The organism is Salinibacterium sp. NG22 (assembly GCF_015864925.1).
Taxonomy (GTDB): Bacteria; Actinomycetota; Actinomycetes; order Actinomycetales; family Microbacteriaceae; genus Rhodoglobus.
In genome coordinates this window covers 1,807,644-1,822,428 of record NZ_JADYWG010000001.1, presented here as the reverse complement: position 1 = coordinate 1,822,428, position 14,785 = coordinate 1,807,644, and the positions used below count along the sequence as shown (strand labels likewise).

General features: G+C 63.2%; 12 protein-coding genes. 2 read left to right on the top strand and 10 right to left on the bottom strand.

The window, feature by feature from the left end; translation table 11 throughout:
* Positions 1-30 precede the first annotated feature (30 nt).
* Together I6E81_RS08865 and I6E81_RS08860 are read left to right on the top strand one after the other, a co-directional pair.
* A complete protein-coding gene (locus I6E81_RS08865; protein WP_197106949.1) occupies positions 31-1,020 on the top strand; it encodes an MDR family oxidoreductase in 990 nt (329 codons plus the stop codon).
* 28 nt (positions 1,021-1,048) lie between these two features.
* On the top strand, positions 1,049-1,456 hold the full coding sequence (locus tag I6E81_RS08860) for a DUF1304 domain-containing protein (protein WP_197106948.1): 408 nt from the start codon (positions 1,049-1,051) through the stop codon (positions 1,454-1,456).
* Positions 1,457-1,514: 58 nt separating this feature from the next.
* On the opposite strand, the gene I6E81_RS08855 is transcribed toward I6E81_RS08860, so the two are convergent.
* From I6E81_RS08855 to hemQ, 10 genes are all read right to left on the bottom strand, one after another.
* Positions 1,515-7,385, bottom strand: coding sequence for a DUF5979 domain-containing protein (locus I6E81_RS08855; protein WP_197106947.1), 5,871 nt, complete (start codon positions 7,383-7,385; stop codon positions 1,515-1,517).
* A gap of 208 nt (positions 7,386-7,593) precedes the next feature.
* Positions 7,594-8,346: a uroporphyrinogen-III synthase gene (locus I6E81_RS08850; protein WP_197106946.1), complete on the bottom strand. Its 753-nt coding sequence runs from the start codon at positions 8,344-8,346 to the stop codon at positions 7,594-7,596.
* A gap of 43 nt (positions 8,347-8,389) precedes the next feature.
* Positions 8,390-8,617 (bottom strand): DUF3618 domain-containing protein, encoded by a 228-nt coding sequence (locus I6E81_RS08845; RefSeq protein WP_197106945.1) that lies wholly within the window; start codon positions 8,615-8,617, stop codon positions 8,390-8,392.
* A complete protein-coding gene (locus tag I6E81_RS08840) occupies positions 8,617-9,045 on the bottom strand; it encodes a phage holin family protein (protein ID WP_197106944.1) in 429 nt (142 codons plus the stop codon). Before I6E81_RS08840 ends, I6E81_RS08845 begins: the two co-directional genes overlap by 1 nt.
* A gap of 7 nt (positions 9,046-9,052) precedes the next feature.
* Positions 9,053-9,406: a YtxH domain-containing protein gene (locus tag I6E81_RS08835; protein WP_231599612.1), complete on the bottom strand. Its 354-nt coding sequence runs from the start codon at positions 9,404-9,406 to the stop codon at positions 9,053-9,055.
* Between the two features lie 218 nt (positions 9,407-9,624).
* Positions 9,625-11,010, bottom strand: a complete 1,386-nt coding sequence (locus I6E81_RS08830) for a glutamate-1-semialdehyde 2,1-aminomutase (RefSeq protein ID WP_197106942.1) — start codon at positions 11,008-11,010, stop codon at positions 9,625-9,627.
* On the bottom strand, positions 11,007-12,002 hold the full coding sequence (gene hemB / locus I6E81_RS08825; RefSeq protein WP_197106941.1) for a porphobilinogen synthase: 996 nt from the start codon (positions 12,000-12,002) through the stop codon (positions 11,007-11,009). The genes I6E81_RS08830 and hemB overlap by 4 nt, the downstream gene beginning before the upstream one ends.
* Positions 11,999-12,913: a hydroxymethylbilane synthase gene (hemC, locus tag I6E81_RS08820; protein ID WP_197106940.1), complete on the bottom strand. Its 915-nt coding sequence runs from the start codon at positions 12,911-12,913 to the stop codon at positions 11,999-12,001. Before hemC ends, hemB begins: the two co-directional genes overlap by 4 nt.
* Complete coding sequence (locus I6E81_RS08815) at positions 12,910-14,079, bottom strand: ferrochelatase (RefSeq protein WP_197106939.1); 1,170 nt, start codon at positions 14,077-14,079, stop codon at positions 12,910-12,912. The genes hemC and I6E81_RS08815 overlap by 4 nt, the downstream gene beginning before the upstream one ends.
* Positions 14,076-14,756, bottom strand: a complete 681-nt coding sequence (hemQ, locus tag I6E81_RS08810) for a hydrogen peroxide-dependent heme synthase (protein WP_197106938.1) — start codon at positions 14,754-14,756, stop codon at positions 14,076-14,078. The genes I6E81_RS08815 and hemQ overlap by 4 nt, the downstream gene beginning before the upstream one ends.
* Positions 14,757-14,785: the final 29 nt, after the last annotated feature.

Sequence of the window (14,785 nt, the reverse complement as noted above, 5' to 3'; positions counted from 1 at the left end):
GAACCCAGCCTGCGGTTCTAGGCTGACCGTATGTGGCGTGGAATCGAAGTAGTCAAGAACGAGTCCGACCGACAAGCTCCGGCGCACGTCGAGCTCTCTGAGCAACTGGATGACAGCATCCTGATGCCCGGAGATGTCACGATCGATGTCGAGTTCTCCAGCCTGAACTACAAAGATGGCATCGCCCTCACGGGTAGGCCGGGCATCGTTCGCGCGCCTCGCCTGATCGCCGGCATCGACCTCGTCGGCGTTGTCGCCGAGTCGACGGATGACCGCTTTAGTGCTGGTCAGCGTGTGTTGGTGAACGGCTGCGGCCTTAGTGAAACCCACCATGGTGGTTTCGCGGAGCGTGCGCGCGTTCCCGGCGATTGGGTCGTTCCGGTGCCCGCAGGCATCAGCAATCATCAGGCCGCCGCCATCGGCACGGCAGGGTTCACGGCCATGCTCTCGGTACTCGCGATCGAGCGCGGTGGGGTCTCCGGCGAGGTTCTCGTCACCGGTGCCGCCGGCGGGGTGGGGTCTGTGGCCATCGCCCTGCTCACCAAGCTCGGGTACAGCGTGACGGCATCCACTGGTCGCGAAAGCGAACACGACTACCTGCGCGCCCTAGGCGCCACCACCATCATTGACCGCGCCGAACTCAGCGCCGAACCCAAAGCCCTCATGAAGCAGCGCTGGGATGGCGCCATCGACGCCGTCGGTGGCACCACTCTGGCCTCGGCGATCGCCGCCACCCAGTACGGCGGAACGGTGACCGCGTGCGGCAACGCTCAATCGAGCGATCTACACACGAGCGTAATGCCCTTTATTTTGCGCGGCGTGAGCCTCGTCGGCATCAACTCGGTCTTCACTCCGCGAGCACACCGCCTCGAAGCGTGGGAACGCCTTGAGCGCGATCTCGACCTCAGCTTGCTCGAGAGCACGACTTCCACGATCGGGCTCAGCAACGCTATCGCGGCCGGAGAAGACATCATTGCGGGGCGCATCCGCGGTCGAACGGTCATCGACGTGCACGGCTAAGCATTCCGGCTGTGCCACACTTTTGAGCATGAACACTGTTTTGGCCATTCTTGGATCAGCTTTTATCTTTCTCGCCGCGCTCGTGCACCTCATGATTTTCTTCATGGAGAGCGTGCTCTTTCACACGCCTCGCGTGCAGCAAATCTTCGGCGTGCGCCCCCAGGATGCGGATGCCGTGAAGCCGTGGGCCTACAACCAGGGCTTCTACAACGTCTTCCTCGCTCTCGGCGCCGGAACGGGTCTCGTGCTCATGGGCACCACCAACCTGTGGCCAGCCGGCATTGCCCTCGCCATGTTTGGCGCACTCAGCATGGTGCTCGCTGCGATCGTGCTCGTCACGTCGCAGCCTAAGACGATGCTGCGTCCCGCCATCGTCCAGGGCACCCCTCCTTTGCTCGGAATCATCTTCCTGGTGCTGGCACTCAACGTCGGCTAGAGCTCACCACCAACTCTGAAGGTGTGGAGGCTGACCCGATCAGCCTCCACACTCGCACTTAGCGTGCGGTTCGTCCCCGACGGACGATGAGCAGAACCGCGCCGCCGAGTAGGCCGCCGAGTCCCCACACCAGCAGAGCACGGATACCCTGCGCTCCGGTGAAGGCGAGCAGCGCTGGTGAATAGGTGTTCACCAGGGTCGCGCTCTGCGCACTCGGCATGGCATCTGTAACTGCCGCCGCTGTAGCGACCGTCACCGTTTGCGGGCCGTTGCGTTCTTGTTCCCCAAACCACCCGAGCACACCGTCCTCGGTGACGACACAGTCCGCGCCCTGCGGGATGCCATCGATGCGGGCGGTGTAATCCGCGGCGGCCTCTAGGGTGAGTGCTCCCACCGAACCCATCTCGATCTCCGCGCCCAACACGGTGCACTCAACGCCAGCGGTAATCGTTTCCGGCGCCCGGCTCGATTCGGAACCCTCGATCACTTTCGAGACGGTGATGGGGCCGGCGAAGAGTCCAATCCCTGCCTTGATGGGCTCTTCCGGCGACGGCGGGTTCGCACCAGAAATGTAGGTCGGGTAGTAACCGAAGGAGTTCCAGGCGCGCACGTTTTCGAACGGCACGGTCAACGGAACACGACCATCCGCGCCGGTTGTGCTTGGGGTATTCGTCGTCGTGTAATTCACGGTGAGCACGGATGCCGGCGGCAGAGCTCCCTGGTCAAGGCCGCTGAAGTCGAAGACGGCTTTGATACCGGTGACGTCTGCCTCGGCGCCTGCGGCGAGGCTGCTGGACGGCATCCACTCCCCCGGTGAGCAGTCTGCCGTCGCGGGGAAGAGATCCGCGGTGCAGACGTTTGCCTCGGTTGTGTAGAACCATTCGAAGCCGACGCCTGCCGTCGTGCTCGTGAAGGTCACATCACCGTTGAACTCGGGAGCGAAGAGCGATCCGCGAGGCGAGGGGTCAACAACACCGACGTCACCGACGTGCGGGAAGATGTCCACAAGCTCAAGGGTGGAGGCGCCAATCGTTCCTCCGTTGACGAGCTGGAGTTTCCACTCATCAATCCACCCGATTGTGCTGTCGGCGGCGCACGGGTAACGGTAATAGCCGTCGGCATCGGCTGAGCAGCTCACCGCGGGATTGATCACGTTGGTGGCGGTTCCGGCTGTCGACTTCACGCCTTTGAGCGCGGAGAACGAGCCAAGTGACAGCACCGTGACAACGTTGCTCGTCGCGCACGTATTGTCGGTCAGCGTGACAGCTCGGCCGTTTGCGCTGTTGAGCGGCGTGCAGGCCTCCACCTGACGATCGTTGGTGAAGTCCAGTCCGTTCTCTGCAATAGATGCCGCGGCCAGGCCAGGCTTCACTTGCAGACGCAGGGTGATCGAGTACGTTTCGCCGGGTGCAAGCTGCGCTCCGGCGGGCCACGCGAAGCTGATCTCTCCGGTAGCAGCGTCAAAGGTACGAACGATCTGGGCGGCATCCGTCGTGAGGGTTCCACCACTTGAGGTCGAGTACACGGGGTTGTCGGTCGGCACATAGATCAGTGATCCGTCTGACGGGAGTCGGTCGGTAATGACCGGGTTCACGAGATAGCCAGTGCCGGTGTTGCGCACGCGCAGAGTGAACGGAATCTCCTTACCCGCTGCGGTCTGTCCGATCGAGGTCTTCTCGATAGCGACCCGCGCGGTGCCAGTGTTGAGCGTGAAGGTCGCGCCCGCTTCGTCAGCGTCGTTCAGCTCGTCGTGAGCGATAACAGCGGCGACCGTGTTGGTGATCTGGCCAGCAACGGACTCCCCTGGCATCGCCGTTGGACTATCGGATGCGGTGACCGGCCCCGACCCGTCACGCAATTGCGTGCGCAGTTCGGCAACGATCTGCAGATTCACGGCGTCGTTGGTGGCGGCAAATTCGGTGCCATCAGCGCGCGTGAAGGTGGCCCGCACGCCGATTATGTCGTCGAGATCAACGCTCGAGGGTAGTGCCGCGAGCGCCGCTGTCGTTGGCCCGGCGCTCACCCAGCTCGATCCGACGAGGGCCGCGATCTCTACGCGATCGGCGCCCGCCGGCATCGTGGGCACCTCGGCCGAGACCGCGGTGAATGCGTTCCAGAATGTTGCTGCGTCATCCTGAATCACGAGCGATTTCGGTGCAACAGTTCCCGTGGAACGCGCCCGGAGATCGACCTGTGTCAGCGTGTTCGGGGCAGCCAGCAACGCGCTGCTGGGGGTAACAGCCTTAGCGGTCTCGACAGCAATGTAGCCATCGTCGATGGCGAGCGGGCTTGTCGCAATGTCTTGGTTGAAGATGGCCGGGTAGAGCACGTTGTCATGCACTCCCACCAACACCGAGTTCGGGATGCTTGCTGCTGTCATAGCCGCGCCAGTGCTGCGGAGCGTGGTGCGCAGTTGGGTCTCGAAGGTTACCGTCGCGAGAGCACCGGGCGTGATCGTGCCGCCGTCAGCTGACTCGCCCGCGAAGAGCGCGGTGACTCCGACTGCGCTCTCAAGCTGGGCTGAGGTCAGCGCTTCGGCCTGTGCTTCGGTGTAGGGCCCGTCGACGCTGGGCGTTCCTGCAGCATCTCGATTCCACACGTAGATCTCGCTGTTATCGATGCCAGATGCTCCCGAGAAAGCAATCGCGATTCCGGTGAGGTTAAGGCGTTCGAATGGGTTGCGTGCGGGATCGTAGCTGGCGCCCACAAACGGGATGTCGGCTACGTCGAAGGCGCAGCTTGCGGCGTCGAGACACAGGGACGGATCTGTCAGTCGCAGTTGCCACACGTTCGTGGGCGATGTGTTCTGAACCGTCGTTGTGTAGGTGGCACGCGGGTAGTCCGTGCCAACCACTTCTGGACGCGGAATCGTCACTGTCGTCGGCGTAACCGTCTTCGTGGCGGTCACCGTCGGCGGTGTCTGCACGATCGCAATGTCAGCGGAGTCCACTGCCGAGACGGGAGTGCCTGTCGCCGGAGTTGCGAAGACTCCCACGGTATTGCGCACGACTCCAGGATCGGGCCGGTTATACATCTCGAGTGCGGTGACCCATTTCGAGTCGGTGCCAGAATCATCCCGCACGACGCTACGCAGTTGCCAGTCGAGGTGAATCGTTCGTCCGGCGGATGACGCTCCCGGGTAGCTGCCGCTCGGCAGGTTGGCAACACCGGAACCTACTGGCGGTGCGAGCGGGTCGCCGGAGGCGGCGATGATCGCCGCTCGGTCGGAACGTTCTACAAACGTCAGGCGCACACCAATGGTGTCTGCTCGCTCTGCCGCGCTCAGGGTGTAGCCGGGGAAGTTGCCGGTGCAGTTAGCAGCCGAGCTGCAGGCAGCGGCCGTGACATCAATCCAGGAATCGCTCGTGGCGCTGTAGAGCTCAACGCTCTGCACGGCATCCCACCGAATCAGGGGATCCTGAGCGGGGCTTATGGAGTCAATCCGGGTGAGGTCAAAGGCTTGGAACATCGTGGTTGCCACGGATGCCGCCGACGGGTTGGCCGTGTCAGATACTGCGACGGAGTCGTAGCCTGCACTCTGCACTCCCCACGTGAGGGTGCTTCCCGCCGCGTCGTGCGACTGCGCAAGAACGGTGGCTTGATCCATCGACTTGTCGACGATGCTCGGCGCGGGGCCAGTCCCTTCGGTCGGGATAATCGTCGCGGTGTCACACGCGGCAGCGTTATCGGTGAGTGAGGTGGCGTTCAGTGTTCCACTCGCCACGACGGCTGCGCAGTTTTCGTAGGATGCCCACGTCGAGTTGTCGTCCGGGGTGCCTTCAGCCGTCGGGCCGGAGCCGTCGCGCAGTTGAGCGCGCGCTTCGAAAACGATGGTCGGCTTGACCGTGACCGCGCTTGCGAAGCCGTCGGCATCCGTGAAGCTAAAGCGCAAACCTTCCACGTCGTCGGTCGTGACACCCGCGGGCAACATGCTGGCAAGATCCCCGGTGAAGATCTGCGCACTCGTGGTTGCATCCACGGTTCCGCTTGATCCCGCCATGCTCTGCCAAGCGCTGCCGTCGTAGTACTCGACGGTCAGCACGGAGCCCTGCGGGACTGCCGTCGACCCGATTGCAACAGGGGTGAATGCGTTCCAATATTCGCTCGCCCCCAACACGGATGGCTCAGTGATGATGATCTCGTCAGGGCGCACCGTGCTCGTGCCGGCAGGGGTCGTTGCGGTCAGTTCGACGATGCTGTTTCCGCCGGAGTAAACAGCGCTGGGGCGGATGCTCTTGGTCAGCTCCACCTCAATAGCGGGAGTCCACACCTCGAGATCGGCGCTCGTAGAGTCCTCACCGGTTCCGGCAGTATTGGTTCCCGCTGCGGCAACTTCGTTGGGATAAACGGAAGCACTGCCTGTTGTGACGGCTGCCGCCGCCGTGGTGACGATTTTCACTCCGGCGCGGGCCGTTGCTCCAACCTCGATCGTGCCGGTGTACTCGATAACAAAACCGGTCACGAACTGGCCACCGATCAGTACCGGCGCTGCGGGAAGCCCGGATGCCTCGGTGAAACTGCTCGACGCTGGCGCTGCTCCGCTATCAACGAGCCAGGTGACAGTTCCGGCCGTCGCGCCCGCAGGCCATGCGGTCACTGTCGAGTCGAATCCGTCAAACACGATGCTGTCGGAGAAGAAGCTTCCACCGGCCGCAGGCTCAGAAACGCTGAGGCTCGTCAGTGCCCCCGTTGAGGTGTTGCGGGCGGCGATTGTCGCCAGCGTGCTCTCTCCGGCGGGGACCTCGCTCGGGGTGAAGGACTTTGTCACGGCCACGGTCGCTGTTAGCGGTGCAACCACCTGAGTGTCCCGGGCATCCGGAGCATCCGCCTGTCCTTCAGGAGTGACGACGGATGCCGCCGCGATATTCTCGCGGGCACCTCCGGCCGCTAATTCTTCGCTGGGGTTCGCACGATTCGTCTCGCGCTGAGCGAGGGACAACTCGACGGTACCGCTGGTGCCGCGCGCGTCAATGGTGGTTCCCGCGCTTGAGGTGAAAGTGAAACGCAGGCCTTCGACGGCGCTGGCGATGACACCCGAAGGGAGTAAGGCCATGGCTTGTGCTGTGCCGTTCGTCCAAGATCCACCCTCGAGGGCATCCACCTGGATGAGGTCAGCCCCCTCAGGGAAGGTCACTGCGCCCAGCGCGTCGAGGTCGTAGAAGTTGAATGAGCTAGTGGCGGCGGCGGGAAGCGCAGGTTCACGCACAACAAGCTCCGACGCGGGGATGTTGGAGCTGTTGGCAACCGTGAGAGTGACAGTGGAGAGGTTTCCTGGGCCGTACTCCGCCGATGCCGGAGTCCAATTCTTTGCTAACGACGCGGAGATCTCGGTCGGAACTCGCAATGCCACCGTCGCGTCAGCGGTACGCGGCGAAGCGTTAACCGCCACCAAATCGGCTTCATTGAGCACGCTGGCGCCATCCCATGACTTGTCGAGGTCAGCGGGGACCCGCACGGTAATCTGCACAGTTCCCGTCGTGCTGTCTGCGAGGCCAGTGCTGGGCGGATCGGTGTTGGCTACGGCGTCGGCAAAAGCGACCTCGACCAGGTTTCCCGTGACGGTGACGGCCGACGATCCGACGCCGGCCACGAGCGGCGACCCCACGATTTCGAGAGGTGCAGGAATCTCGTCCGTCAGTACGGCATCCACACAGCCCGTTGTTGTCGAGGAACAGCCGAACCCAAGGGTGTAGGTGAATGTCGAGCCCGGAAGCTGCGGTGTCGTCACGCTGGCGCTCTTCGACAGGCTCACAACGCCACTGCCCAGTTCATCGGCGTGCGCGGGCAGAGCTGTGGCCACGCTCGAGCTGGCAATGAGGATGCCAACAGCCAAGGCCGCAATCGCGCGAGTGAATCCCGACCACATCAGAAGGCGCGAACGGGTGGTGTTACGGGGCGCGCGGGCGCGCACCGACGTGGGCTTAGTCATTGTGGAAACTCTCCGGGTAGCGCCGGAAGCTTCGTTGTCCTACGGGCAGGGCAACGCGGACTCAATCACTGTGCTGGTCGGGTCCCGGCATTTCTCAATCCAGAGTGCAGCCGGGTCCGCGCTGCCACCGAGTTGAGGACGCGAATTCACACCGCGATTCACCCTTTATGGCCCAAGAAGGCGCCGCGACACCCCCGCTCGGGGGATGCTAGCGGTGCAGGTACTCCACGAGCGTCTCGACAAGAGATTCGCTGGAGCGGTCTTCGGCGATCACGTGCACGGTGAGTCCAGCGGCACGCGCGTCGAACGCCGTGCGCGGTCCGATGCAGGCGACGATGGTGTCGTCGGGCAGCGGCGCGAGTTGCTCGGCCACTTGACGCGCGACTGAGCCAGAGCTGATCAGCACGGCACCGATGCGACCGGATGCAACATCCTCCCGCACCTTGTCAGCCACAGGCACTCCGACTGTGCTGTACGCCGAAACGCTCACTACCTTGTGACCGAGCGCACCGAGCCCATCGATGAGAGTCGTATCGGCAAGGTTCGATTGCGGTGCCAGAACCCGCAGACCCGGTGATGCATCGGGCCACTCTTTGACGAGCCCGCGACCGGAGTTATCGAACTCGGGAACGAAATCGACCCGGTGTCCGGCAAGCATGAGTGCGCTGGCGGTGGTTTCTCCCACAGCAGCGATCTTGGTGTTTTCGGGGATCTTGACGTCGCTCGCGATCAACACATCAACGGTGGTCGCGCTCGTAACAGCGATCCAGTCGAACTGCCCATCATTGAGTTCATGAAAGGCGTTGGCGAGCGCGGCGACATTCTCCGAGGGCGCGAAATTGATGAGGGGTGCGATCACGGGAATGCCCGAGTGACCCCTCAAAAGTGCTGCGACGCTGTCGCCCCAATTGCCTCCGCGCGGGACGAGCACGCGCAAACCATCGAGTGCTTTTCTTGCCATGCTCTCTATACTCCCCCTGTTGGGGAGTCAGACGCTAATCGAGCTAGTCGTCGTCGCTGAGAATTGCCCATGCAACGACAGCAACTACAGAGACTGCGGCCGCTGCTGCGCCAATAATCCACGGCAGCGGGTTGCTCTCGTACGAGTTGCGCACGGTGGTTGCAACTTCATCAACACGCTTGCCGACGTTGAACTTATCTTCGATCGCGTCGAGTGTTTTTTCGAGTTCAGCGCGGGCCTGCTCGATGCTCTTGTTGGTGTCCTCAGACATTATGACCTCCGCTTTCGGGTGCCTTTGATGGCACGAACGTCGCTCTTAATACTTTCAATCGTTTCGGTGGGTGCCGGTGGGGTTCCCTTTTTGACGAGCGCAACGCCCGCCAACACAAGGATCGCCACAATGAGCAGCAGGATGCCGGCCACGATCAGCGCGGCGGCCCAGGCTGGCACTACTTCAGCAAAGCCAAGCACGGCAGCGGCGATGAGAACCATCAGTGCGAACAGCGCGATAAACGCGGCGCCCACAAACAGCCCGATGCCAATGCCCGCGTGCTTGAGCTTGTCGACCATCTCGCTCTTGAGCGATTCGATCTCTCCGCGCACGAGGTCGCCGAGAAGGCGAGGCACGTCGGCGATTAGTGCAGCCAGTGACCGCTTGGGGTCGCGCTGCGAGTCTGTATTCGGTGATTCACCGTACATGGCAGCCCTACTTCGAGTTGGTGGACTTCGTCGTGGATGCCGCTGACGAAGACTTCTTGGCGGCAGGCTTCTTCTTGGGAGCGCTGCTGGTGGTCGTCACTTCTTCTGACGCCGACTTGTTGCTCTTGCTGGAGGCAACCTGCTTGACGACCTTCTTGGCGCCGTCTGCAAGGAACTCCGCAACATCCGGAGCCTTGTCTTTCACAAAGTCTTCAGCGTTATGGCGTTGCTGCGTGATGCGGGGATCGTTCCACAGCTTGCCTGCCGTGGCCTTGATCTTTTCGTACTTTTCGCGGCCAGCGCGGGTTCCGAGCACGTAGCCGATGCCGAGTCCTACTACTAGGAGGATCTTGCCCTTCATGGTGAACTCCATTTCGTTGCCGGTTGGTTCTTCCAACATACTCGCGATAACTGCAGACGGTGGTCAGCTTTTTCTGTTATCGCAGGTAACTAGTCTGGAGCATATTCTCAGATTGGCATAGGGCTGCGTCCAGAACTCACACAGAGTTTACAGACGAGTCATTGTGGCGAACGGAATCACGCTCCGGGCCCACGCGAGCCCAGCATCCCTTGTCGCGGCTACTGCGGGGCGGATGCCGCGGCGGCAGCCTTCGCGGCGGCGGGCAGTGCCTCGACAATCTTCGAGACCACGCCATCGTCGTGGGCTGCCGACACGAACCACGCCTCAAACACACTCGGAGGCAGTGACACCCCCGACTCCAGCATGGAGTGGAAGAAGGGTGCATAGCGGTAGCCCTGCTGGGCCTTCACGTCGGCAAAGTTCATGGGCTCGGCGCCGCTGAAGACGAACGAGAACAGGTTGCCCGCGTGCTGCACAACGTGCTCAACGCCCTCGGCGGAGAGTGCGGCCGAGGTTTCGGTCGAAAGCGTTTCGGCAACCTGGTTGAGCCGCGAATACACGGCGTCGTCGGCGAGCCGAAGCGTAGCGAGGCCCGCAGCGACGGCGACCGGGTTTCCGCTCAGGGTGCCTGCTTGGTAGACCGGGCCGAGTGGAGCCAGCAACTCCATGATGCGAGCCGAACCGCCCAGAGCGGCCAACGGCATCCCGCCACCGATGACCTTGCCAAAGGTGAAGAGGTCGGGAACCCAGCGGGCGTCAGGGGCTTCGGGGTTGGCGGCTGCTGCGGCACGAGCATCCAAGCCCCAGTAGCCAGCGGGGTCGACTCGGAAGCCGGTGAGGACTTCGTCGCTGATGGCGAGGGCGCCGTGCTCGTGGGCGATGCGCACGATGGCTTCGTTGAAGCCGGGTTGCGGGGCAAGAACACCCATGTTCGCGGCGGCGGCTTCGAAAATGACACCGGCGATGTCGTGGCCGTGTTCGGCAAAGACCTGCTCGAGGGCGGCAACGTTGTTGTACTCAATAACGAGAGTTTGGGCTGCGGTCTCGGCAGTGACTCCGGCCGAACCGGGCATCGAGAGCGTCGCAAGACCAGAACCAGCTTCGGCCAGAAGCCCGTCGGAGTGACCGTGGTAGTGCCCGGCGAACTTCACGAGCAGGCGGCGACCGGTAGCGCCGCGAGCCAACCGGATGGCCGTCATGGTCGCTTCCGTGCCGGTGGAGACGAGGCGCAAGCGCTCGATGGGGCTCACGCCGCCGACGCTGATGCGCGCACGCACGAGTTCGGCGAGCTCCGTCTCAGCGGGAGTTGATGCTCCAAAGCCGAGGCCGCGCGACGCCGCCTGCTGAACGGCGTCAATCACTTCGGGATGAGCGTGGCCAAGGATGGCGGGGCCCCAGGAGTTGACGAGGTCGATGTACGACCGGCCCTCAACATCCGTCACGTACGAGCCAGAGGCTTTCACGTAGAAACGGGGCGTTCCGCCGACGGAGCCGAACGCACGCACGGGCGAATTCACTCCCCCGGGCAGCACGCCGCGAGCGCGGTCGAACGACTGTTGGTTAGTGACGGGGGCGGACGGGGTGTTGGACGTGGTGTCGCTCATTCGCGTAGCCATTCTGCAAGTTCGGTTGCGTAGTAGGTGAGCACCGCTTCGGCGCCGGCCCTCTGGATGCTGAGTACTGATTCTTCAATAGCGCGGCGGCGGTCGATCCAGCCGTTCGCTGCGGCGGCTTCGATCATCGCGTATTCGCCGGAGACTTGGTACGCCCACACGGGCACGCTGCTGATGGCGCTGGCGTCGGCCAGCACGTCGAGGAAGCTCATGGCGGGCTTCACCATCACGACGTCGGCACCCTCGTCGATGTCGAGTTCGACTTCGCGCACGCCCTCGCGGCGGTTGGCGGGGTTCTGCTGGTAGGCACGACGATCGCCCACGAGCGATGACTGCACGGCTTCACGGAACGGCCCATAGAACGCCGAGGCGTACTTGGCGGCGTAACCGAGCAAGGGGGTGTCGGCGTGACCGGCGGCGTCGAGAGCGTCGCGCACTTCGGCTACTTGGCCGTCCATCATGCCGCTGAGGCCCAGCAGTTGCGAGCCGGCTTCGGCCTGAGCCACGCCCATCTCGCGGTAGCGCTCGAGCGAGGCGTCGTTGTCGACGACGAGTTCGGTCACGCCAGTGACAGGGTGAGTGCGCTCGCGCAGCACACCGCAGTGACCGTGGTCGGTGAATTCGTCGAGACAGAGATCGGTTTGCACCACGAGGGCGTCGCCGGCCTCGGCGACGGCCGCGCGCGTAGCGACGTTGAGGATTCCGTTGGGGTCAATTGCTCCCGAACCTTCGGCATCCTTGTGCTCAGGAACGCCGAACAGCATCACGCCACCGACGCCCAGTTCGGCGGCTTCGGCAATCGCGCGGCGCATGGAGTCGAGCGAATGCTGCTGCACGCCCGGCATCGAGCTGATCGCGGCAGGCTCGGTGAGCCCTTCGCGCACAAACATCGGCAGGATCAGCTGGTTGGGGTGGGTGCGGTTCTCGGCGACGAGACGACGCATCGCCGGGCTCGACCGCAAACGGCGGGGGCGGATGATCACGCTCGTGCCCCGGTAAGTTCCCCAGCGCCCTGTGCCAAAAGATCGTCGGCGACCCGCTGTGCTGCCTCGCGCGCCGGGTCATCCACATCGTTGACGTACAGCGCGTGCGAGCTGGTGAGGTAGCGGGAGCCATCGAGGGCGTAGACCCGCGCATCCAAGAACAACAGGCCATCGTCGATCACGGCGTGCGCTCCGAGAGGAGCCGAGCATCCGGCGTCGAGGAAGGCGAGAACGTAGCGTTCGGCATCCGTCTTCGTGCGGCTGGGCTTGTGGTCGAGCACTGCCGCGAGCTTCTCTTCACCCGTGCGAGTTTCGATTGCAAGCGCACCTTGACCGGGAGCGGTTGGCCAGCCCGAAATGCCGAGGTGCTCGGTGACGGCCGCCGAGCGACCGGCACGAGCGAGGCCGGCAGCGGCGAGGATGACGGCATCCAGTTCACCGTTGGTGACTTTGTCGAGGCGTGAATCGATGTTGCCACGAATGTCGACAACCTCAAGGTCGGGGTAGAGCGAGCGCAACTGAGCCTGGCGACGCGGCGAACCGGTGCCGACCGTGGAACCAGCGGGCAGCGTCGCGAGCGTGAGCTCATCGCGAGCACACACCACGTCGCGCTCGTCGGCACGCTTGGGGATGGCCGCGATCGTGAGACCGGGCACGGGAGCGGTCGGAAGATCTTTGAGTGAGTGCACGACAACATCGCACTCCCCCGCGAGCAGCGCTTCGCGCAGAGCATTCGCGAACACACCCTGCCCGCCGATCGTGGAGAGCGATTCTGTTGAACGGTCACCCTGAGTGGAGATCGGAATGATTTCCGTCTCGACGCCGGTCTTGCTTTCGAGCTGGCGTGCCACCGTGGTGGTCTGCGCCATTGCGAGTGTGCTGCCTCTGGTGCCAATACGAATTACGGTCACGGTGCTACCCCCGCGGCTGCCGGCTTGAAGCCGAGCCGCACGTTTTCACAGCATCCGGGACGACAGACGTCGTACCAGGGGCCGATTGTTGTTAGTGCGGGGCGGTCTGCCACCGGCACTCCGTCGCGGCGCTCCAAGACGAGGTCAATAAGACCCGTGACGAACGCCGGATGTACGCCGGGCGTGGGAACGCGAACGGCAACCATGTTGTGGCCTCCCGCAGTTTCCAGCGCTTCGGTGTCGAGATCCCATTTCACTTCCATGTGGTCGGAAATGAATCCGACCGGAACGATGACAACCGCTTCGATGCCATCGGCGGCAAGCGCATCGATTGCATCGTTGATGTCGGGCTCCAGCCACGGCATCGAGGGCGGGCCACTGCGCGACTGGTACACGAGACTGTGCGCCGGCAGCGTGCTGGCGGAAAAGTCTTCCGCCTGCGCCGCCATGACAACTTCGGAGACGGCGAGGTGCTGCGCCGCGTAGGCACCGCCCTCTCCGAAACCGCGCGACTCCGGGCCGCTCTTGGCGGCATCCGTCGAGGGAATCGAGTGGGTAGTGAAGAGCACGTGCGTCTTCTCGGGCGCAATGCCCTTGGCGGCGATCTGAGCAAGACCGTCACGAACGCCATCGATGAACGGCTGCACAAAACCGGGGTGGTCGAAGAACTGACGCACCTTGTCGATCTGGATCGTGCCTTCGAGACCAGTCTGCTCAAGGGCGATTGCGTAGTCTTCGCGGTATTGGCGGCAGCTGGAGTACGAGCTGTACGCACTCGTGCCCACGGCTATGAGCTTCGTGTAGCCGCGCTCATTGGCTTCGGTGAGCGCATCGCTCAAGTAGGGGTTCCAGTTGCGGTTTCCCCACAGCACGGGCAGGTCGATTCCGCGGCGAGCAAGCTCGGCTTCGAGCGCTGCCTTCAGCTCACGGTTCTGGTCGTTGATCGGGCTGATGCCACCGAACGCGCGGTAGTGATGCGCGACCTCTTCGAGGCGCTCTTCGGGAATGCCTCGTCCGCGCGTGACATTCCGCAGGAATGGGATGACATCGTCTTGACCCTCAGGCCCGCCAAAACTCGCGAGGAGAATGGCGTCGTAGGCCACGGCTTCTTCAACGTGTTCGGGACCGGATGCCGCGGCATCCGTTGCACCAAGAACGTGGGTCATGCCAGCACCTCAGAGATCTCGTCGAGAGTGATGCGGCGGCCCGTGTAGAAAGGGACCTCTTCGCGTACGTGCAGGCGAGCATCCGTCTGACGGAGGTGACGCATGAGGTCGACAAGGTCGACGAGTTCGGGAGCTTCGAGCGCGAGCATCCACTCGTAGTCTCCGAGCGCAAAGCTCGCGACAGTGTTGGCGAGAACCTGGGGCATCTCCGAGCCCTTGATGCCGTGGTCGCGGAGCATCGTGCTGCGCTCGGCGTCGGGCAATAGGTACCACTCGTAGCTACGAACGAAGGGGTAAACGGTGAGCCACGCTTCTGGCTCTTTGCCGCGCATGAACGCGGGCATGTGGCTCTTCGAGAACTCGGCGTCGCGGTGCACACCCATGGCGTTCCAGGTGGGAAGCAACGAGGCAAGCGGGTCGCTGCGACGCAGTTCGCGCAGCGCCCACTGAATGTCTTCGGGGTTGCTGCCGTGCAACCAAATCATGATGTCGGCGTCGGCACGCATGCCGGAGACATCATAGAAACCGCGGATGGTCACTCCGCGAGCCTCGACAGCGGCGACAGCCTTGTCGAGGTTGCCAGCGAGCGCCGGACGGTGCGGATCACGACGGAGAACCGCCCACAGTGTGTAACCCAAAACTTCAGTGGACTTGTCGACGTCTGTCATGTCTTCCATTCTCTCCCGCGCCTTCTGGGCACACTGGG